Here is a 21,324-nt window from a genome sequence, read left to right on the forward strand (position 1 = left end):
TGTTCGCTCACTGATTATACCAAATAAATTTGACCCTGTCCTTGATATATGTACCATTTATTCTTAATGCGGACAATTTGCCCATATAATGAATAAAGCAGCCAAGCGGCTGCTGATTTTCATTCCAGTATATCATAATTTACCTCAGTTAGTCTTTTTTACTAAGGATTCATCTGTTCGAACACATTTATGACAGCTCCTGGCTGAATGTGTACATTCATATAATCTTCAGGATCCGTGCTTACAATTCGATCAATGCGAAACGTGCGGCCCCCGTCATGTTCAACCATCACATGTACACCATTATAGATCATTTCTATTAAATTTGCCGTCTTCTCATGGTGATGAGGGAAAATTATTTCTTCAGGAACGATCGTATAAAGCGTCATTGCAGAAGCCCCTCCTCTTCCCCGGCAATTTTTGGCCTTCTTTCTTCCATGAAGCTATTCAGTTTTCTCATGGCCTGGCCTACTCCTCCTACATCATCGATCATTCCGATTTCAACTGCCTCGGCCCCAATTACATTCGTACCGATATCACGAGTTAAATTTCCTTTAGCAAACATTAAATCCTTAAAACTTTCTTCCGTAACGTTGGAGTGCCGCGTAACAAATTTGATGACTCTTTCCTGCATTTTATCCAAGTATTCAAAGGTTTGAGGCACGCCAATGACTAGACCTGTCAAACGAATGGGATGAATCGTCATCGTTGCTGTTTCAGCAATATAGCTATGGTCACACGAAACCGCAATCGGCACACCGATCGAGTGACCTCCCCCAAGTACAATCGAGACTGATGGCTTTGAAAGGGAAGCCAGCATTTCTGCGATGGCTAGTCCCGCTTCGACATCTCCTCCCACTGTATTTAAAATGACTAGCAACCCCTCTATATTGGGATTTTGTTCAATTGCCACAATTTGCGGAATAACATGTTCATATTTGGTCGTTTTATTTTGAGGCGGCAGCTGCATATGTCCTTCAATTTGTCCAATGATCGTCAAACAATGGATTTTTGAGTCCTGAGATAGTTGCGGAACATTGGTAGCTCCCAGCTGCTGAATTTTCTCGATTAAAGTTGAATTCTTACCTTCCTGCTTGCCTTCATTTTCATTTGGTAATGGTGCATTATCCACTATGCCAACCCCTTTCACTTATAGCCTATAGCTTTATTATGTCTCGAGACTCGGACTTCATTCTTCAAGATATAAGAGGTTTGAAACAGAAAAAGAACCCCTGACTGTTAAATCAGGGGTTCCTTACTTAATATTCCATGATGATCGGTAAAATCATTGGACGGCGTTTCGTTTTTTCATAGAAGAATTGGTTTAACGCATCACGCATTTCCTGCTTCAGCGTGGACCAATCAAATGGTTGGCGCGACCCATTTTTCTTTACGATTTCACTTACTATTTCAGTTGCTTCGCCAATCATTTTCTCTGATTCGCGAACATATACGAAGCCCCTTGAAATGATTTCAGGGCCTGCTGCAATGCTTTTATCCTGACGGTTCAACGTGACCACTACAATCAAAATGCCATCCTGGGATAACAAGCGCCGATCACGAAGAACGATATTACCCACATCTCCAACACCGCTGCCATCTATCAAGATATTTCCTGCAGAGACTTTGCCGGAAAGGCCCATTTTATTGCCCTTAAGATCGATGACATCACCTTTTTCGGCAATGATGATGTTTTCACGCTTAATCCCCGCTGCAATCCCAACTTTTTGATGGGCATATAAATGGCGGTATTCCCCATGTACAGGGATAAGGAATTTAGGATTCATCAAATTGATCATCATTTTAAGTTCTTCCTGGCTGCCATGACCCGTTACGTGCACTTTATATTTATTTGCAGATACCACTTCTGCACCTACCCTGTATAGCAAATCGACGGTTTTGGATAAAATAAGTTCGCCGCCCTGTAAGGGTGATGCACTGATCAAAACTGTGTCTCCCTTTTTGATCGTCACCTGCTTATGGGTCTGTTTTGCCATTTTTTGAAGTGCCGCAATGGGCTCCCCCTGATGACCAGTCGATAACACGACGATTTCACGGTCGTCATACTGGCTAATTTCATTAATTGGGATTATCAGCTCTTCTTCGACCTTTAAGTAGCCAAGGTTCAAGGCTGTTTCATAAACGCGTTGCAGGCTTTTCCCTACAACTGCCACTTTTCTGCGACTTGCTGCCGCTGCATTGAAAACATGTTGAATCCGGTTGATATTCGAAGCGAAGCACGCAACGATGATCCTTCCGGAGGCAGCATGAAATACCTCTGTAATATCTTTGGCCACAACTGCTTCTGATGTCGTATAACCTGGCCTCTCGGCTCCGGTACTATCCGAAAGCAAGCATAAGACACCTTCTTCACCGATACTGGCCATTTTACCGATTTCCGGCTTATATAGATCTGTTGCTGCTTGATCAAATTTGAAATCCCCTGTATAAACGATTGCACCTTCACGAGTGTGGATCACGACTCCGACGGAATCAGGAATACTATGGTTTGTCCGGAAAAAAGACACGGCTGCTTGAGGGAAACTTAAAAGAGAATCCGAATCGATTTCAGTGAATGTCGCCCTGCCGTTAAAGCCATCTTCCTTTAATTTCGTTTTGATTAAAGCAAGGGTAAGCTTTGTTCCATAAACAGGGACCGGTAAATATTTCAAGACATAAGCAAGCGCTCCCATATGGTCTTCATGACCATGGGAAATGAATATCCCCTGCACCCGTTCCTTATTATCCATCAAATACGTAATATCTGGGATAACCGCATCGATTCCGAGCATTTCGTCTTCTGGCAGCATTAACCCTGCATCAAGAAGATAGATGTCCTCGTTCACCTCAACGACGTACATATTTTTACCAAGTTCCCCTTGTCCTCCAAGAGAAATCACTTTTATTCCATTATTTTTATCTTTAACCAATCGAATATCCTCCTTAAAAAATCCCGTTCATAATTTCCCAATGATTTCATTATAACCGATGTTCAAAAAACATGACAACACTTACCATTTTCAGTGGGACTTTTTCATTTAATCCAATAAAACAACCTATTATGTAAGAGATCCTTAGTACTTTTATCCAGTTTCGATTGATCATTTCATCCGAAATCGGAAAGTATATCCCATTCATATACATCATTATGTAAAAACAAGCCAATCTTCAACGATCAGCTTGTTCCGTGTCTTTTTATTTTTTTAATACCTTGGTTAATGCAAGGCGCTCCTGCTCAGTCAATGGCACAATTGGAAGTCTCACCGATCCAACGTCAATTCCATATAACTGAAGCGCTGTTTTGACAGGTGCAGGGCTTGGCGCTGCAAACAAACCTTTTATAAGCGGTAACAGTTCCTGATGCAGCCTGGCTGCCTCTTTCAAGTTCCCGCTGATGAAGGCCTCCACTATTTTCTGCAACTCATTACCTGCAATATGTGAAGCAACCGAAACTACACCCACACCACCAATCGCCAATACTGGGAGTGTTAAAGCGTCGTCCCCGCTATATAATGCAAAATCTTCATCCGTGCCGGCTATGATTTGGGTCATAGCGTTTAAATCCCCGCTCGCTTCCTTAACGGCTACGATATTAGGAATTTTTGAAAGGCGGATGATCGTTTCCGGTTCAATGTTAACCGAAGCGCGCCCAGGGATATTATATACCATGACAGGGAGAGTCGTACTAGCTGCAATAGCCTTAAAATGCTGGTACAGACCTTCTTGATTCGATTTACTATAATACGGGGCAACCAGCATTATCGCATCGGCGCCATTTTGTTCCGCTTTTTTTGTCAACTCGATGGACGCATACGTATTGTTGCTTCCTGTACCCATGATGATGGGCACACGTTTTTCAACAACCTTTGAAACATGACGCAATAATGCAATTTTCTCCTCCGAAGATAAAGTTGGAGATTCCCCTGTCGTTCCCGAAAGCACAAGCGAATCGGTTCCATTCGCTAATAAGTAATTAACCAATGAAGTCGTCTTTTGAAAATCAACATTTCCCTTGCTATCGAAAGGGGTGACCATTGCGGTTGATACTCTACCAAATATCATTATCTAACACCTCTTTAATTTTTAAAACCTTTATTTATTAAAAACCTGATTATTGGACTTCCCTTTCATGCAATTGAAACGCATAGTGCAAGGAATTAACAGCTTCTATTAAATCTTCCTCTTTTACGAGTACCCAAATTGTCGTATGGCTGTCCGCTGACTGGAGAATGGCAATTTCCTTTTCGGAAAGCGCTGTGACAATCTTCGCTGCAACGCCTGGCACTCCATTGATGCCTGCACCGACTACAGAAACCTTGGCACAATTCCGTTCAATGACCGGTTCATGACCAAGCTCGGCCAAAATCGAGAGGGCAAGTTCTGTCATCTCCTCGGAAACGGTATAAACTACGCCACTTGGATATATATTTATAAAGTCCACTGAAATGGAGGCATTGGCCATTGCTTTAAAAACTTCTGCCTGTAGATTATATTGATCTTTTTTCGCACGGACCTTGATTTGAGTGATCTTTGGTACATGGGCAATCCCAGTCACGAGCCTTTCACGTATGTCACTGCCCTGGCTTCCCTTGTTCATGCTAGTAACAAGTGTTCCCAAGCCTTCGCTGTATGTTGACCTTATCCGAATCGGGACTTTCGCCTGCATCGCAATTTCAACAGCTCTCGGATGAATGACCTTTGCCCCTTGATATGCCATATTGCAAACTTCCGTATATGAAACGATTGATAATGGACGAGCATGATCGGCAATACGTGGATCTGCCGTCATGATTCCTTCCACATCCGTAAAAATATCGACCCGTTCAGCTTGCAATGCCGCACCTAATGCTGCGGCTGAAGTATCACTTCCACCACGCCCGATGGTCGTGATGTCCCCGTTTTTAGCCGCTCCCTGGAAACCTGCTACAACGACAACATCCTTCACCTCAAGTTCTTTCATGAGACGGTCGCATTTCATTTCGATAATTTTCGCACTTGAATAGTCGGTATTCGTCAAGAATCCCGCTTGAGCTCCAGTATATGCGACCGCATCAATACCATGTTCCAAGAGCATGTTCGTAAATACGACAGATGATATCGTTTCCCCTACTGACATAAGTAAATCCTGTTCCCGTTTTGAAAGGCAGGCTTTCGCTCCATTCACAAGGGAAAGTAAGGTATCCGTTGCATAAGGATCGCCTTTTCTTCCCATTGCTGAAACCACAACCACCACTTTATAGCCTTCTTTAATCGCATTTTCAATATGCCCCTTGGCGAATGAACGGCTTTCCTCATCACGAACGGATGTCCCACCGTATTTCTGGACGATAATTTTCATAATATGCACCCCAAATATAAGCCAGCTTCCCAATCCGGGAAGCTGACAAAAACTCTCTATCCTATTGGAATTTAATTTTCTGTCGAGTTCATTAAGAATAAAATTTTACTTAACGGTAACCAAACCTAATTTCAAAAGGCTCTCAGCAATTTGAACGGAATTCCAAGCTGCTCCTTTTAATAGATTATCGGAAACCACCCACAAATGGAAGCCTTTATCTTCATCCAAATCTTTGCGAATCCGACCGACGAATACATCATTCTTGCCGACGGATGAAGCAGGCGTAGGGTAAACTTGTTGTTCCGGTTCATCTTCTAACACTATTCCAGGTGCCATTTTCATTAAATCTTTGATTTGAGAAGCCGCTATGCCTTCTTTTTCAACTTCAATGTATACAGATTCAGAATGACCTGTTACAACAGGAAGCCTCACGCAAGTTGCAGCCACTGGAAGGTTTTGCATATGCATGATTTTCTTTGTTTCATTAATCATTTTCATCTCTTCGAATGTGTACCCGTTATCTTGGAATTTATCGATTTGGGGAATGACGTTAAATGCGATTTGATAATGCTTTTCGTCCCCTTTTACCGGTAAAATTTTCGGATCTATTTCTTTTTCATCAAGCAAGTCGCGAGCTTGTTCCTTTAATTCATTTATCGCAGCTGCACCTGCACCCGAAACAGCCTGATAGGTAGAAACAACAATTTTTGATAAGCCGTATGTCTTGCGAATAGGTTCCAATGCCACAACCATTTGGATAGTTGAACAATTCGGATTAGCAATGATCCCATTATGCTGTTTCAAGTCTTCTTCATTTACTTCAGGAACGACTAGCGGCACATTTTCATCCATGCGGAATGCGCTTGTATTATCCACTACTATCGCACCGCGTTTCACTGCTTCTGGAGCCAATTCCTTAGACACGCTTCCTCCAGCACTGAATAAAGCGATATCGATGCCTTCAAAGCTTTCAGGTTTTGCTTCCTGCACTTCGATTTCTTCGCCCTTAAACGTAAGTTTGATTCCTGCGGAACGAGCCGATGATAAAAAGATGATTTTCTTAATCGGTAAGTCCCTTTGTTCGAGTGTTGAAATCATTTGTTGTCCTACTGCTCCAGTTGCTCCCACAACTGCAATACGCAATCCCTGTGTCTCAGTCATTTATACATACTCCTTTTCTATCTCTTAAATTAGTTATTTATTGGATTTACTGCTTCTTTTTCAGAATATCATTTATTTTAACACATTAACATTCCAAAGGGTCGTACTTTAACAAAATATTCTGGTAGTGGAGTGGTTTTTTATAACTTCAACCTACAAATTTATGCATATATGTCAGTCGTTAGAAAGCTGGTTTGAGGCAGAAATACTTGTTCAGACTAAATCATCCTTGAACCTTTCGACGATGACAGGTTGAATCTGTTCCCTTTCCAGTGCCGCTATGATCGTATCCCTTATCATGCTCATCCTTGCAACCATGGAACTTGGTTTGCCTTTGGGATTATCCTGGCCATATGGAACGAAATAAATATCTTTAGCTGCCATCAGCCTCATTAGATTGACACCATTTAACCCAAGTGCATCATTTGTTGATATCGCGACCACGACTGGACGGTGATTTCTCATCGTCGCTTTTGCAGCCATAAGTACTGGCGAATCGGTAAGTGCATTTGCCATTTTACTCATTGAGTTACCCGTTAAAGGAGCGATCACCATGCAATCAAGTGGCAATTTAGGTCCTAAAGGTTCTGCTTTGACGATTGTATCAACGACATGGTTCCCCGTCAATTTTTCTATTCTTTCAACCCAGTCCTCTCCCTTTCCAAAACGGGTTTCCGTGTTTTGGACAGTGGATGTTACGATTGGAATGACTTCCGCACCTTCATTTACAAGTTTTTCTATTTCCGGAAACACTTCATCATATGTGCAATGTGATCCTGTTAATCCGAAACCAATACGTTTCCCTTTGAGACTCATATCATTTTCCCCTTCCTTTTCAAGAACTCGCCTTGAATCAATAGTCCCAGTGCATTCGCTAATATCTGACCAGCTGTTTTCGGGGCAACTATACCCGGTAGGCTCGGTGCCAACAGCGCCTTAATTCCCCTTTTTTCAGCGTAACGAAAATCCGTCCCCCCCGGTTTTGAAGCAAGGTCGATGATTAATGTATGAACGGGCATATTGGCTATAACTTTTGCGGTAATTATCGGAAAAGGAATCGTATTGATACATATATCAACATCTTTCATTTCTGCAGCGAGTTCATTTAAATGAAAAGGGGCTAATGCCATTTCACTGATTCTCGCAATATCTTCGCTTTTTCTTGCCCCCACCTTCACTTTTGCTCCTAGTGCATGGAATGACCGGGCTACACTCATTCCGACCCTTCCCAGTCCGAGAACGGCTACATTCGATCCATGGATAGTAAAATCCGTATGTTGAATGGCCATCATGATTGCCCCCTCAACAGTGGGAATCGAATTATAAATAGCCACATCATCACGTTCGAACAATAGAACGAGTTTGCGATCCACTTTCTTGAATATCTCATTAAGGTAGTCGTTACTGATTCCTGCATAAAAAATGCAATGTTCCGGGGTATTTTTTATCATTTCTTCAGTCAAAACAACCTCTTCACTGGAAAAGATCGTTTCTACTTTCCCATCTGAATCCGTGCCCCGGACAGGTAAAATAACTGAATCTAATTCCTTGAAGTTTATATCTTCCATTTTTTCCTTAACCGCTCCGGTAAAAGCATGGTCGAGCTGTTCAAAACCTACCAATAATAGCTTTGCATCAAGCTCCGTCAGTTTACGGACAACTTCAAGCTGACGCGCATCTCCACCAATTACAGCGATTTGCATGCCTGTTAGCATTAAAACCGTCACCTTCTTTATATAAAAGATCCTAAACATTCCTTGCCTCATGATATACAATTCCTTCAGGAAGCAATTCGGTTTTTGCTACATTCTCTAGTTACCCTGCCATCTTATGTTTTCACTTAAAAAACGGTGATAAGAAAAGAAAAAACGCCATAGCTATTGCCAGCTAAGGCGTTTTCGAGCTTGCATTCCAAGAAGTTCAAGGAGCCTTGGCGCGAGCGTAATCATCCGTCCATATGCTCTCCGTCTTTAAGTGAAAGTCCTTCCTGAAAATCAATGATGACCATATCCGCACCGATTTTTTTTATATGTTCCCAAGGAACTCTTATTTCACTGCCATTCCTTAAAAGGCCGAACCATTTGACAGATGGGATGATCAACGAGGTAATTTGTCCAGTTTCATCTATTTCCAAATCGGTCTGACCAAGGATCCCTAATCTTTCCGCCCTATTCACATCGACTATTTCCTTACCGCTCAATTCGCTCAACCTCAAATTTGGTTCCCCCTTTTTCGCCTTCTATTCAATCTATATCCGAAAAAGGTAAACTTAGAAGGCATTTATCCAAATATTGTCCATAACATTGGACCCTCCCGCTTTCAAAGAAAAAAAGCCTGACCTCCCATTAATTAAAGGAAGGTGCAGACTTGTTCGTCATTATTTATCCCAGTTTTCCAGCGGGCTCACTAATGACAAGGAATGTTCCGTAAAGATCTGGTTTGCCAATTCATTGACGGTATCCTCCGTCACCTCGTCAATCTTGATGATGATATCATCAAGGGAACGGTGCTCACCCAACATCAGCTCATTTTTTCCGTTCCGGCTCATGCGGCTATTCGTGCTTTCAAGGCTAAGCATCAAACTGCCTTTAAGTTGCTCTTTACTATTCCGTAATTCCTTTTCCGTAATGCCATCCCTTTTTAAAGTATCCAGTGTTTCCTGAATGGTTTCATACAGGCTGTCAAGCTGATTTGTGCCTGTCCCCCCATATACTGTCACCATACCGCTATCTTGATAGCTGGAATGATAGGAATAAACGGAATAGGCAAGGCCTCGTTGCTCCCTGACGTCCTGGAATAGGCGGCTGCTCATGCTTCCTCCAAGAATATTATTCAAGGTAATAAGGCTGTATGTTTTATCATTGCCGATTTCCAACCCTTTGTAACCAAGGCATAAGTGGGCTTGTTCCGTATCTTTTTTACGGGTGATCCTATTTTCATGGAAGGAAGGCTTGACCAATTCAAGACGATCTTCCCCTCCTTGATACGAGCCAAAGTAGCTTTCGACTTCCTTAATCATTTTTTCATCTACATTCCCAGCAATGGATACAACTACTTTATCGGGTGTATACATGTCATGGACGTATTTTTTTAATGTATCACTATTGAACGTTTCAAGCGTATTTTCCGTGCCAAGTATCGGATAGCCAAGGGGATGATTTTCATATACCGCCTTGCTTAAGAGGTCATGGACAATGTCATCTGGTGTATCTTCGTACATTTTGATTTCTTCGTAGACGACATTTTTTTCTTTTTTCAATTCTTCCCCATCAAATGTTGAGTTGAAGAACATATCAGCAAGGATTTCAAGCGCATAGCTTGCATGGTTATCCATTACTTTAGCATAATAGCATGTATATTCTTTTGAAGTGAATGCATTCACCTGTCCGCCAATACTATCGAATGACTCGGCAATTTCACGCGCATTTCTCGTAGCTGTCCCTTTGAAGAACATATGCTCCAAGAAATGTGAAACCCCATTCAATTCCGGTGTTTCATTTCTTGAACCTGTTTTGATCCATACTCCAATTGCTGCAGAGCGTACAGTTGGAATATTTTCCAATACAATTCTAACTCCATTTTGACACGTGTATTTCTTAATCAACTAACATTCCTCCCAATCATTCTATGCTGCTATCTTAACCAATACATTATGGATTCGATCGCTCTTCATCTACTGCTTCCGAAACGGTAACAACATCTAAGTCTTTCTTTTTTATTTCAATTATTAACGTTTCCAATGATTTTGCAGTTGATTCCGTCGGATGCATCAATATAAATGCTCCTGGGTGTACCTTAGAAAGCACTCTTTGTTGAAGGACTTCAGGGCTTGGCTTTTGCCAGTCGATCGTATCCACACTCCACATGACGGTCTCCATACCGAAAGAATCCGCGATTTTCACCGTTTCGTCCCGGTAGCTTCCACTTGGTGGTGCGAACCATTTCATTTTCAAACCCGTCACCGCTTCAATGACTTCGTTCGTTTTTCGAATTTCCTCACGTGTAGCTTGTGCGGAGATGTTTTTCATATCGGGATGTGAATAAGAATGATTTCCAATTTCATGTCCGCCACCCTTGATCATTTTGGCCAAATCTGGGTTTTTCTTGGTCCAATTGCCTTCCAGGAAAAAAGTGGCCTTGACATTATACTTTTTTAACACGGCCAACATATCTTGTAAGTATTCATTCCCCCAGGCCACATTGATTAAAAATGAAACGACTGGCTTTTCGGGATGGGCCCGGTAAATCGGAGCCGGATCCAGATCCTCCATATGTATCTTCGCAGGAACCTGCTGAAACACCAGCTTATCCTTATCGAACACGCCCTCCTTCTTCATGGCTTTATACGAATCATCAATATTTACCTTCAGGCCGTTATATGCAGGAACGGTTTTCCAGACAGAATCTATTCGTGCATCCTGTGGTGCAATCTCATATTTTTTTGTTGATTCTTTTATTTGTAAAAGAAGCTCGTCTTCTTGCTTCATTGAAGCAACTGAATCATCGGTTAATTGGGTCAAATAAATTTGTGTATATGGATTTTGCACTAATAACCATGATATACCTGCAATGGCACTTATCGCAACTATCTGCTTCCATTTATTATTCATTTTTTACGCCCCCTTCATACAAAAATGTATGAAGAAAACGGACAAGGTAGAACTTGACATCCTTTTAACGCCATTCACACTATGGATATTCCCATACTTTTAAACAAAAAAAGCATGCAGATTCACAAGGAACCGCATGCCGGATTTTCATTTTTCTTACGATTGAGAAGGGTTGGCTGCCTCTTTTTGCTCTTTCAAGACCGCTTTACGGGAAAGGTTTACCCTTCCTTGCTTATCGATCTCAGTAACTTTGACCAATAATTCATCGCCAAGTGAAACGACATCTTCCACTTTTCCGACTCTTTCTTCAGCCAGTTCAGAAATATGTACCAAACCGTCTTTACCGTTGAAGATTTCAACGAAGGCACCGAACTTTTCGATACGTTTAACTTTACCTAAGTATAGTTCGCCCACTACGACTTCACGTACGATATCCTCAATGATTTTCTTCGCTTTTTGAATCATTGGTTCATCAGTAGAAGATATGAATACCGTTCCATCTTGTTCGATGTCGATTTTCACGCCAGTTTCTTCAATGATTTTGTTGATATGTTTTCCGCTCGGTCCAATCACATCACGGATCTTATCCGGATTTATGGACATTGTAACGATTTTTGGAGCATATTTGGATAACTGCTCACGCGGTTGATTGATTGTTGACATCATTGATTCCAAAATATGCATCCGGCCATGTTTGGCTTGAAGTAAAGCTTCTTCAAGGATTTCCCTTGAAAGACCCTCAATCTTAATATCCATTTGCAGGGCAGTAACACCTTTTGAAGTACCTGCGACTTTAAAGTCCATGTCTCCCAGATGGTCTTCCATGCCTTGAATATCCGTTAAGATTGTATAGTGCTCACCTGATTTGACAAGACCCATGGCAATACCGGCAACTGGAGCTTTCAATGGAACACCTGCATCCATCATTGCCAACGTGCTTGCACAGATACTTGCTTGTGATGTTGAACCGTTTGATTCAAGCACTTCAGAAACAAGTCTGATTGTATAAGGGAAGTCTTTATCGTTTGGAATAACAGGCTCCAATGCCCTTTCACCAAGTGCACCATGACCGATCTCACGGCGTCCTGCCCCACGGATAGGGCCAGTTTCACCGACACTGAAATGCGGGAAGTTATAGTGGTGCATAAAACGTTTTGACTCTTCGGTTCCAAGTCCGTCCAGAATCTGCACATCACCAAGTGCACCTAATGTACAGATGGATAGAGCTTGGGTTTGTCCGCGTGTGAACAATCCGGAACCATGTGTACGTGGCAGAATGGTAACTTCTGATGATAATGGTCTGATTTCGTCAGGATTACGGCCATCCGGACGCACTTTTTCTTCCGTGATTAAACGGCGGACTTCGGATTTGACCAATTTATTCAGGATTTCTTTGATTTGCTTTAATTTTTCTTCATCAGTTTCTTCTTCATAATGACCCAATACACGATCTTTTACTTCTTTGATCGCGTCTTCACGGGCATGTTTTTCCTGAACTTGTACAGCTTTGTTCAAGTCTGCTTCACATAGGCCTTTCACTTCTGCTTCCAGTTCTGCATCCACTTGATATAAAGTGACCTGCATTTTTTCCTTGCCGATTTCAGCAACGATTTTCTCTTGGAATGCAATGATCTTCTTGATTTCATCATGTCCAAACATGATTGCTTCAAGCATCGTTTCCTCTGGTACTTCATTTGCTCCGGCTTCAACCATGTTGATAGCATCTTTAGTGCCGGCAACCGTCAGATTGATGTCACTTTTAGCTAGTTGGTCGACAGTAGGGTTAATAATGAATTCATTATTGATCCTCCCCACTACAACTCCGGCAATTGGACCTTCGAACGGAATATCGGAAACTGAAAGTGCAAGTGAAGAACCAAGCATAGCTGCCATTTCCGTAGAGCAATCTTGATCGACACTCATGACCATGCTGATGATCTGAACATCATTCCTGAAGCCATCGGCGAAAAGCGGACGGATTGGACGGTCAATCAAGCGGCTTGCAAGAATTGCCCTTTCACTCGGTCGTCCTTCACGTTTAATGAAGCCTCCCGGAATTTTACCGACTGCATAAAGTCTTTCTTCGTAGTTGACTGTCAAAGGGAAAAAGTCGACATTTCTAGGTTCCTTCGAAGCCGTTGCTGTACTTAATACAGCAGTTTCTCCATAACGGACTAAAACTGCCCCGTTCGCTTGTTTGGCCAATTGCCCTATCTCTACCGTTACATTACGGCCGGCCCAGTCAAATGAATACGTATGTTTTTCCTGTCCCATTTATTAAACCCCTCTCTGAATCTTCACTTAGAGGCTTAGTTTACCTAAACCTGTATTGGATAAATCATTTATATGTGAAAAGTAACTGAACTCGAGTTAAAACCAAACTATTCCTATTATGCACGAAAAAAACAAGCATTAACAGTAAAATGAATAAAAATTTCATTCATTTGATTATGTATATCCTGATCATTTATAAATGGAAAAGGACCCGGCTCCTGCCGAGTCCCAAGGACGAAGGCCCAGCCTTAAGTAGAATACGTCCAAATCATTTGATTAACATCAAAAAAGCGGGAAATTTCCCGCCTTCCTGAAAAAATTATCTACGTAGACCTAATTTGTTAATTAGTGTACGGTAACGAGTAACGTCTTTGTTACGTAGGTAAGTTAAAAGGTTACGACGTTTACCTACCATTTTTAGAAGACCGCGACGTGAATGGTGGTCTTTTTTGTGTGTGCGTAAGTGACCGTTCAAGTTGTTGATTTCTTCTGTTAATACTGCGATTTGAACTTCTGGAGAACCAGTGTCAGTATCGTGAGTTCTGAACTCAGCGATAAGTTCGTTTTTGCGTACTTGTGTAATTGCCATGTTATTATTCCTCCTAAAATTCTGTAAAATCACCTATTACCGAGCCAGCGTCGGAGTCTCGACTAGCCAAGCAATGGTTATTTTCATACATACAATAGAATACATGTTTTTCATTAAAATTGCAAGTCTTGTCTTTTATCCTTCAAGCTTTGCAAAATAGGCTATGGCATTTTGCTTATCCGTTTCGATCTGAGCAACCAATGCTTCAAGTCCGGAAAATTTCTGCTCACTCCGAAGTCTTGTATGCCATTCAACCGAGACCTGGTTGCCATAAATATCTCCCGAGAACTCCAAGGCATGAACCTCTACAGTCGGATATTTAGGTTTTTCTTCGTGGAAGGTAGGTTTGTAGCCGACATTGCAAACCCCTTTATACCATTTACCGCTTATTTTGATCCTGACGGCATATACGCCTGCAGCAGGAAAAATATAATCATCACCCACTTCAATATTAGCGGTGGGGAAACCCAATTTCCTGCCCCGCTTTTCACCGTGAACGACATGACCTTTCGTTAAATAGCGGCGGCCAGCCAAATGATAAAAGTCGGTAAAGCTGCCATTACCGAGAGTTTCCCTGATTCTTGTCGAGCTAACCTTTTCATCTTCAATTGTCTGTTTTGCGACGACTGTCTGTGAAAATCTGCCCTGTGCATAAACAGGCAAATCTTCCATCGATCCTTGACCATAGCGACCGTAGGAATAATCAAAGCCTGCAACTACGTGACGGACATTCAGCCCGGCAATGTATTCGTCAACGAACCGTTCCGGCAGTACCGAAGCAAACTCCTTGCTGAAATGGACAATGAATAAATAATCTATCTCCATCGACTCTATGATATCCACTTTATCTTCAAGTGGAGTGATATAGCGGATATTTTCCGTTTTCCTACCCAGTACTGCAGAAGGATGCGGGTCAAATGTCATTACTGCTGACTTAAGATTCATTTCATCGGCTTTTTGCTTGGCGGTCTGAATAACAATCTGATGACCTTTATGTATACCATCAAAAAATCCAAGCGCCATTACAAGCTCGGGAAAATCATCCGAATTAAATTGATGAGGATGCTCTATTGCGATCACTTTCACCTTTCAATCTCCTCTTTCCGGCGGTAAAAAGGTCTATAATTCTTGTGCCAATACTTTTACAGGTTTAATTAATCCCTCTTTTGTCGGATGTATTTGATAAATGGCAATGGCCTTATCTGAAGGGTCGACCATAACAAAAGGCATCCCTTTATCAACAACAACATCCTTTGTTTGTTCCAATACCGCACCGTTAAGTACTTTCTTTGCTACTTTATCACTAATCTGAAATTTGGGCAAATGAAATAATCCCCGTTCCAAAGGCAGCAGAAATTTATCCGTTTGTCCACTTTCCATGAAGTCTTCCACTTCAGAAAATGTGAAACAATCCTCCTGCTTAAAACCTGCTGATTCAATACGTGTCAAGTCTGACATATGGGCAGGAAAACCCAATTCTTCCCCCATCATGACTGCAAGCGTCCTAATATATGTTCCTTTGCTGCATTTGACGCGAAACCGAAAAGAAATGGTTTCCCCTTTAAATTCAGAACGATCATCGAGAAGGGTAATATCATAAATGGTGACCTCCCTTGTCGGCCTCTCCACTTCCACCCCTGCACGGGCATATTCATATAACTTCTTCCCGTTTACCTTTACTGCTGAATACATTGGCGGCGTCTGTTCAATCTTTCCAGTCAGTGATTCCAGCACTTCCAGAATCCGTTTACGCTGAATCACTTGATCAACCTTTTTCTCTTCCACTTTTTCACCGCTTGCGTCTTCAGTTGTCGTGGAAAAACCAAGGGTAACTTCCCCTTCATACGCTTTACCGGCTTCTGTCAAATATTCGGCTATTTTGGTTGCCCTGCCAATACAAATAGGTAATACCCCTGTTACATCAGGATCTAGAGTACCTGTATGCCCAACCTTTTTTGTCTTTAAGATCTTTCTTAATTTAAAAACACAATCATGGGATGTCAATCCCTTGGGTTTCCATAATGGAAGAATACCGTTCACGCTTTCACCTCATCATTTATAAAACACCCTATAGGTGTTTTTCGCTTTTTTACATATCCATTTTTCAAAAAAAAGAGACCGACTTCAAGAAGTGCAAAGCACTTATTGAGTCGGCCACCTTTTACTGCTTGCTTATTCCTCGTCTTTTTCAGCCGGTTTATTGATTTGGGAAATCAACGACTCGATACGATTACCATAATCGACCGATTCATCAAATTCAAAAAACAGCTCAGGGGTTTTGCGAAGGCGGATCCGCTGCCCAATTTCTGAACGCATGAATCCTTTCGCCTTAGCTAGACCTTGCAGGGTTTTCTCCCTTTGTTCCTGGTCACCCAAAACGGAAATATAAACTGTTGCCTGTTGTAAATCGCCTGTAACCGCGACATCCGTCACAGTAACAAATCCGATTCTTGGATCTTTAATTTTTCGGCCGATAATTTCACTCAGCTCTTTTTTCATTTGTTCGCCAACACGATTTGAACGAAGGCTCATAATATCACCTCGATAGCCTAAAGCCAGTCTATATCTGTTATTGTTCGCTCTAGTTCCGGAAAAGAATCTAGAAATTTAAGGGCATTTTGAAGTTCCCGTTCTGTAGCCTTCCTCGAGGATGTTACGGTAACGATAGTAATCTTTGTCCGCTGCCATAAATCCTGAAAATCGGTTTCTGCTACAGAAATATTGAACTTCTGCTTAAGCCGTGTCATGACACGCTGAAGCACGGCCCGTTTTTCTTTCAAAGAATGGGTGTCATGGATGATGCATTCACATTGGACAGAGCCAACGATCATTTACGTTCAATCTCTTCCATAACATACGCTTCAATTACATCGCCTTCTTTAAGGTCGTTGTAATTTTTAATCGTAATACCGCACTCATAGTTCGTTGCCACTTCTTTTACATCATCTTTAAAGCGTTTCAATGCATCAATTTCACCTTCGAAAATGACGACACCTTGACGAATTAAGCGAATTCCGCTGTCACGGGTAATTTTTCCTTCTGTAACGTAAGAACCGGCAATCGTACCCACCTTGGATACTTTGAAAGTCGTACGGACTTCAGCCTGACCGATAATTTTTTCTTCGAATTCAGGGTCAAGCATCCCTTTCATAGCCGACTCGATCTCTTCGATCGCTTTATAGATGATGCGGTGAAGGCGGACATCAACATTTTCTGATTCAGCTGCACGCTTCGCATTCACGTCAGGACGGACGTTGAATCCGATGACGATTGCATTCGAAGCTGTAGCAAGGATGATGTCAGACTCTGTGATAGCACCGACGCCAGTGTGTATGATTTTCACTTTAGCGCCTTCCACTTCTATTTTATTCAGGGAAGCGGCTACTGCTTCCGCAGAACCTTGAACATCAGCCTTTAAAATGATGTTCAATTCTTTTATTTCCCCTTCTTTCATTTGCTCGAACAATGTATCTAGGGTTACACGGGATTTTTCATTACGTTGTGAAGCAAGTTGCCTTTGTGCACGCACTTCCCCAACTTGACGGGCCGTTTTCTCATCTTCAAAGACGATGAAACGATCGCCGGCCTGTGGCACTTCGTTCAATCCAGTGATTTCAACCGGTGTTGATGGACCTGCATCCTTAACACGGCGTCCAAGATCGTTAACCATAGCACGAACACGTCCGAATGTATTACCGATAACAATCGGATCGCCGATTTTCAACGTTCCGTTTTGAACTAGCAAAGTGGCAACCGATCCGCGCCCTTTATCCAAACGTGCTTCGATGACAGTTCCATTTGCTTTACGAGATGGATTAGCTTTATACTCTTCCACTTCACTGACAAGAAGAATCATTTCAAGCAAGCTGTCGATGCCTTCACCGTTTTTAGCTGAAATTGGTACGAAGATCGTGTCTCCGCCCCATGCTTCAGAAACTAAACCGTGTTCTGTCAATTCTTGCATGACACGGTCCGGATTGGCAGCTTCTTTATCCATCTTATTGACAGCGACGATAATTGGAACTTCTGCCGCTTTAGCATGGTTGATCGCTTCAATCGTTTGAGGCATAACGCCATCATCCGCAGCGACGACAAGGATGGTGATATCGGTAACTTGTGCACCGCGGGCACGCATTGTTGTAAAAGCAGCATGGCCTGGTGTATCCAGGAATGTTATTTTCTTATCGTTAACTTTAACTTGATAAGCACCGATATGCTGAGTGATTCCGCCCGCTTCGCCTTCAGTTACTTTTGTATGGCGTATAGAATCAAGCAATGTCGTTTTACCATGGTCGACGTGACCCATGATCGTCACGACAGCCGGACGTTCGATCAAATCTTCAGAAGCGTCCTCAGTGACAAGTGATTCCAGGTCTGTTAGGTCGATACGAATCTCTTCTTCGGCCACTACACCGTATTCCGCACATATCAATTCAATTGCATCTTTATCCAAAGTCTGGTTGATTGTTGCCATAACACCAAGCATAAAGAGCTTTTTAATGATTTCAGAAGGTTCACGGTGAAGTTTTTTTCCAAGTTCCATAACCGTCAAAGACTCATAAAACGTAATTTTCTCTGGAAGTTCCCTTTCTTTACGTTTTGTTACAGGTGCCTGAGGCGCTTGTTGTCTTTGTTTATTATTTTTATTCTTGTTATTGCGACCTTTGTTGAACTGACCTGTTGGTTTTTTCGTCCCTACAGGTTTAACTGGTGGTTTCTTCTTCAGTTTTTCTTTATTGACTGTGCTCTTTTCATCCGCTTCAGCTTCGTACTTCGCAACCGTAGCGTTAGCTTTTGGTTCTTGGCTTTTATCTTCGTTTTTAGGTTTGATTGAATCGTTTAATTTATTTACAGTTGAATCGTCTAATGCTGTCATATGGTTTGTTACCTCTATATTCATTTCTTTAAGTTTATTTATTACATCCTTGCTTGAAACGTTCTTTTGTTTTGCATATTCATATACACGCAATTTTGTCATACGTTCACCCCCGTAAAATTTAATCGAGCAGCGTTCGGAGTTTTTGTGCAAAACCTTCATCCAGAACTGCGACGGCAACTCTAGCATCCTTGCCTATCGCATGGCCGAGCAATGACCTGCTTTCGACTCTTTTTAAAGGAACCTGATAAAATGCGCACTTATCAGATATTTTTTTTTCAGTGTTTTTTGAAGCGTCCGCGGATAAAATAACAACTTTGGCATTACCGCTTCTAATCTCTTTAACCACTAATTCTTCACCCGAAATTAGCTTGCGTGCTCGATTGGCCAAACCTAATAGAGACATCCATTGTTGTTGTTGGGTCATGGTGTTAGTTTTTCTCCTTATTCACTAATTCAAGCAATTGTTCATAAAGGGAAGAATCGATTTGGGTACTAAGGTGATTAGCCAGCACATTTTTCTTTTTGGCCAGCTCGATAACATCCCGATCAAGAGTCAAATAAGCTCCCCTTCCAGATTTCTTTCCGGTAGGATCCAGGCTGACTTCCCCTTCTTTAGATCGAACGATGCGAATGAGTTCTTTCTTCGGCTTCATTTCGCCAGTAGCCACACATTTACGCATCGGGATTTTTTTTCGGCTATTCATCTTTTTTCACCTCGAATTACTCGTTATCCTCTTCGAAATCTGTTTCCTCTTCAGTAACATAACTATCTCTGCTCAAAAGGAATTCCCGTTCTTCCACAGGATAAATACCAGCTTCGCGGGCTTCCGTTTCACTCTTGATATCAATTTTCCAGCCTGTAAGCTTGGCAGCTAAACGGGCATTTTGTCCACGCTTACCAATTGCCAGGGAAAGTTGATAATCCGGAACGATTACAGTCGTCGCCTTTTCCTCTTCTTTAACAATAACTTCAAGTACTTTTGAAGGGCTTAAAGCATTCGCAACGAAAATGACCGGATTCTCCGACCATTTAACGATATCGATTTTTTCACCCTTCAATTCATTGACGATGGCCTGGACACGCTGTCCTTTTTGGCCTACACAAGAACCGACTGGATCTACTTCTTCGTTATCGGAGTGCACGGAGATTTTTGACCGGTCGCCTGCTTCGCGGGCAACTGACTTAATTTCTACTGTACCATCAAAAATTTCAGGCACTTCAATTTCGAATAAACGTTTTAAAAGGCCAGGATGTGAACGGGATACAAAAATTTGCGGGCCCTTGGAAGTCTTTTCAACTTTAGTGATGAAAACTTTAATGCGATCATGTGGCTTATACTGTTCATTCGGCATTTGCTCATTCACCGGGAGCAAAGCTTCGATTTTACCTAGGCTCACATAAATGAATCGGGAATCCTGGCGTTGAACGATGCCAGTCATGATATCCTCTTCACGATCGATGAATTCGGCATAAATGATGCCCCGTTCCGCTTCACGCACCCTTTGAGTGACGACTTGTTTTGCTGTTTGTGCAGCAATACGGCCGAAATCCTTAGGTGTTACTTCCATTTCGACAATATCCTCTAACTGATAGTTGGGATCAATTGCTCTTGCTTCTTCAACAGAAATTTCCAGACGTGAATCGAACACTTCGTCAACAACGTCTTTTCTGGCAAATACACGCATAGTCCCTTTACCAAGATTCAAGTCGATACGTACATTTTGTGCTTGGTTAAAGTTACGGCGATATGCCGATATAAGGGCAGATTCAATCGCGTCGATCAAAACCTCCCTGGAAATTCCTTTTTCGTTTTCTAAAATATAGAGAGCATCCAATAACTCATTGCCCATGGTGATCCCCCTTACGGATATTTAAATTAATGATTTGCTTGACTTAAGCGAAGGTAATCGCCAATCTTGCTTTCGCTACCTTTTCGAATGGTATGACGATCGTTTTCTTTCTTGTCTTGATTCTGACTTCGAGTGTCACTTCTTCACCATCGAAACTGGTTAAGATTCCTTCGAATTCTTTTTCATCTAAAATGGGCTCGTATGTTTTTATGTAAACATTTTTACCGATAGCATTAAGGAAATCCTTCTCTTTTTTCAGAGGCCTTTCAGCTCCGGGTGATGAAACTTCGAGAAAATAATTTTGTGGAATCGGATCAACCTCATCAAGCTTTTCACTGAGTTTTTCACTCACATTTCCGCAATCATCAATATCTACGCCTGTTTCTTTATCAATGTACACTCGAAGGAACCAGCTTTTACCTTCCTTCACATACTCCACTTCGACTAATTCAAGCTGCAATTCTTCAAGAATTGGTAATGCTAATTCCTCTACGACTTCCGTTACCTTTTTACTCATTTGTTTCCTCCATACGTGCGTTGTATGCGCTTGGTTTCGGATTCAAAATTAAATGGTCAATACAACACGAAAGAGTGGGTTTCCCCACTCTTTCCATTGGTTCGT

At 41.9% G+C, this 21,324-nt stretch carries 22 protein-coding genes; all 22 read right to left on the reverse strand.

The genetic code is table 11. The annotated features are described in order from the left end of the window. Window positions 1-161: 161 nt before the first annotated feature. The 22 genes from ACIQZD_RS07050 to rimP all read right to left on the reverse strand — a co-directional run bounded on the left by ACIQZD_RS07050 (window position 162) and on the right by rimP (window position 21,219). Window positions 162-389 (reverse strand): YlzJ-like family protein, encoded by a 228-nt coding sequence (locus ACIQZD_RS07050; RefSeq protein ID WP_063231821.1) that lies wholly within the window; start codon window positions 387-389, stop codon window positions 162-164. Beyond that, window positions 386-1,132, reverse strand: a complete 747-nt coding sequence (locus tag ACIQZD_RS07055; RefSeq protein WP_034313566.1) for a ClpP family protease — start codon at window positions 1,130-1,132, stop codon at window positions 386-388. The genes ACIQZD_RS07050 and ACIQZD_RS07055 overlap by 4 nt, the downstream gene beginning before the upstream one ends. Window positions 1,133-1,259: 127 nt before the next feature. Then, window positions 1,260-2,930, reverse strand: coding sequence for a ribonuclease J (locus tag ACIQZD_RS07060; protein WP_402900142.1), 1,671 nt, complete (start codon window positions 2,928-2,930; stop codon window positions 1,260-1,262). A 265-nt stretch (window positions 2,931-3,195) separates the two neighbouring features. Then, on the reverse strand, window positions 3,196-4,062 hold the full coding sequence (dapA, locus tag ACIQZD_RS07065; RefSeq protein ID WP_402900145.1) for a 4-hydroxy-tetrahydrodipicolinate synthase: 867 nt from the start codon (window positions 4,060-4,062) through the stop codon (window positions 3,196-3,198). Between the two features lie 49 nt (window positions 4,063-4,111). Beyond that, window positions 4,112-5,338: an aspartate kinase gene (dapG, locus tag ACIQZD_RS07070; RefSeq protein WP_402900148.1), complete on the reverse strand. Its 1,227-nt coding sequence runs from the start codon at window positions 5,336-5,338 to the stop codon at window positions 4,112-4,114. A 105-nt stretch (window positions 5,339-5,443) separates the two neighbouring features. After that, window positions 5,444-6,499: an aspartate-semialdehyde dehydrogenase gene (gene asd / locus ACIQZD_RS07075; protein WP_402900151.1), complete on the reverse strand. Its 1,056-nt coding sequence runs from the start codon at window positions 6,497-6,499 to the stop codon at window positions 5,444-5,446. 213 nt (window positions 6,500-6,712) lie between these two features. After that, the gene (locus ACIQZD_RS07080) at window positions 6,713-7,315 is read right to left on the reverse strand and encodes a dipicolinate synthase subunit B (protein WP_101224686.1); all 603 of its coding nucleotides are present in this window, start codon (window positions 7,313-7,315) and stop codon (window positions 6,713-6,715) included. Next, entirely contained in the window at window positions 7,312-8,214 is a 903-nt protein-coding gene (gene dpaA, locus ACIQZD_RS07085) for a dipicolinic acid synthetase subunit A (protein WP_402901997.1), read from the reverse strand. Before dpaA ends, ACIQZD_RS07080 begins: the two co-directional genes overlap by 4 nt. A 230-nt stretch (window positions 8,215-8,444) precedes the next feature. Next, a complete protein-coding gene (locus tag ACIQZD_RS07090; protein ID WP_048684753.1) occupies window positions 8,445-8,714 on the reverse strand; it encodes a YlmC/YmxH family sporulation protein in 270 nt (89 codons plus the stop codon). Window positions 8,715-8,876: 162 nt separating this feature from the next. Continuing rightward, window positions 8,877-10,103, reverse strand: a complete 1,227-nt coding sequence (locus ACIQZD_RS07095; protein WP_137019711.1) for a M16 family metallopeptidase — start codon at window positions 10,101-10,103, stop codon at window positions 8,877-8,879. A 46-nt stretch (window positions 10,104-10,149) separates the two neighbouring features. Next, window positions 10,150-11,109, reverse strand: a complete 960-nt coding sequence (locus ACIQZD_RS07100; RefSeq protein ID WP_352921399.1) for a polysaccharide deacetylase family protein — start codon at window positions 11,107-11,109, stop codon at window positions 10,150-10,152. 156 nt (window positions 11,110-11,265) lie between these two features. Beyond that, window positions 11,266-13,383, reverse strand: a complete 2,118-nt coding sequence (gene pnp, locus ACIQZD_RS07105; RefSeq protein WP_230177479.1) for a polyribonucleotide nucleotidyltransferase — start codon at window positions 13,381-13,383, stop codon at window positions 11,266-11,268. A 319-nt stretch (window positions 13,384-13,702) separates the two neighbouring features. Further along, on the reverse strand, window positions 13,703-13,972 hold the full coding sequence (gene rpsO / locus ACIQZD_RS07110; protein ID WP_053345367.1) for a 30S ribosomal protein S15: 270 nt from the start codon (window positions 13,970-13,972) through the stop codon (window positions 13,703-13,705). A 135-nt stretch (window positions 13,973-14,107) separates the two neighbouring features. Then, entirely contained in the window at window positions 14,108-15,058 is a 951-nt protein-coding gene (gene ribF, locus ACIQZD_RS07115) for a bifunctional riboflavin kinase/FAD synthetase (RefSeq protein WP_402900160.1), read from the reverse strand. A 33-nt stretch (window positions 15,059-15,091) separates the two neighbouring features. Next, on the reverse strand, window positions 15,092-16,012 hold the full coding sequence (gene truB, locus ACIQZD_RS07120; protein WP_402900163.1) for a tRNA pseudouridine(55) synthase TruB: 921 nt from the start codon (window positions 16,010-16,012) through the stop codon (window positions 15,092-15,094). A 132-nt stretch (window positions 16,013-16,144) separates the two neighbouring features. Beyond that, window positions 16,145-16,504 carry a 30S ribosome-binding factor RbfA gene (gene rbfA, locus ACIQZD_RS07125; RefSeq protein WP_101224680.1) on the reverse strand — a complete coding sequence of 120 codons (360 nt, stop codon included), beginning with the start codon at window positions 16,502-16,504 and terminating at the stop codon, window positions 16,145-16,147. Between the two features lie 17 nt (window positions 16,505-16,521). Continuing rightward, on the reverse strand, window positions 16,522-16,803 hold the full coding sequence (locus ACIQZD_RS07130) for a DUF503 domain-containing protein (RefSeq protein WP_057913375.1): 282 nt from the start codon (window positions 16,801-16,803) through the stop codon (window positions 16,522-16,524). Then, a complete protein-coding gene (gene infB / locus ACIQZD_RS07135; protein ID WP_101224678.1) occupies window positions 16,800-18,950 on the reverse strand; it encodes a translation initiation factor IF-2 in 2,151 nt (716 codons plus the stop codon). Before infB ends, ACIQZD_RS07130 begins: the two co-directional genes overlap by 4 nt. Window positions 18,951-18,969: 19 nt before the next feature. Further along, window positions 18,970-19,275 (reverse strand): YlxQ family RNA-binding protein, encoded by a 306-nt coding sequence (locus tag ACIQZD_RS07140; RefSeq protein ID WP_034313614.1) that lies wholly within the window; start codon window positions 19,273-19,275, stop codon window positions 18,970-18,972. Between the two features lie 4 nt (window positions 19,276-19,279). Beyond that, entirely contained in the window at window positions 19,280-19,555 is a 276-nt protein-coding gene (gene rnpM / locus ACIQZD_RS07145; RefSeq protein WP_061462443.1) for an RNase P modulator RnpM, read from the reverse strand. A gap of 16 nt (window positions 19,556-19,571) precedes the next feature. Then, on the reverse strand, window positions 19,572-20,702 hold the full coding sequence (gene nusA / locus ACIQZD_RS07150; RefSeq protein ID WP_402900169.1) for a transcription termination factor NusA: 1,131 nt from the start codon (window positions 20,700-20,702) through the stop codon (window positions 19,572-19,574). A gap of 43 nt (window positions 20,703-20,745) precedes the next feature. After that, window positions 20,746-21,219, reverse strand: a complete 474-nt coding sequence (gene rimP, locus ACIQZD_RS07155) for a ribosome maturation factor RimP (RefSeq protein ID WP_048684765.1) — start codon at window positions 21,217-21,219, stop codon at window positions 20,746-20,748. Between the last annotated feature and the right edge of the window lie 105 nt (window positions 21,220-21,324).

This window comes from Peribacillus sp. NPDC096447 (genome assembly GCF_044762725.1).
Lineage (GTDB): Bacteria > Bacillota > Bacilli > Bacillales > DSM-1321 > Peribacillus.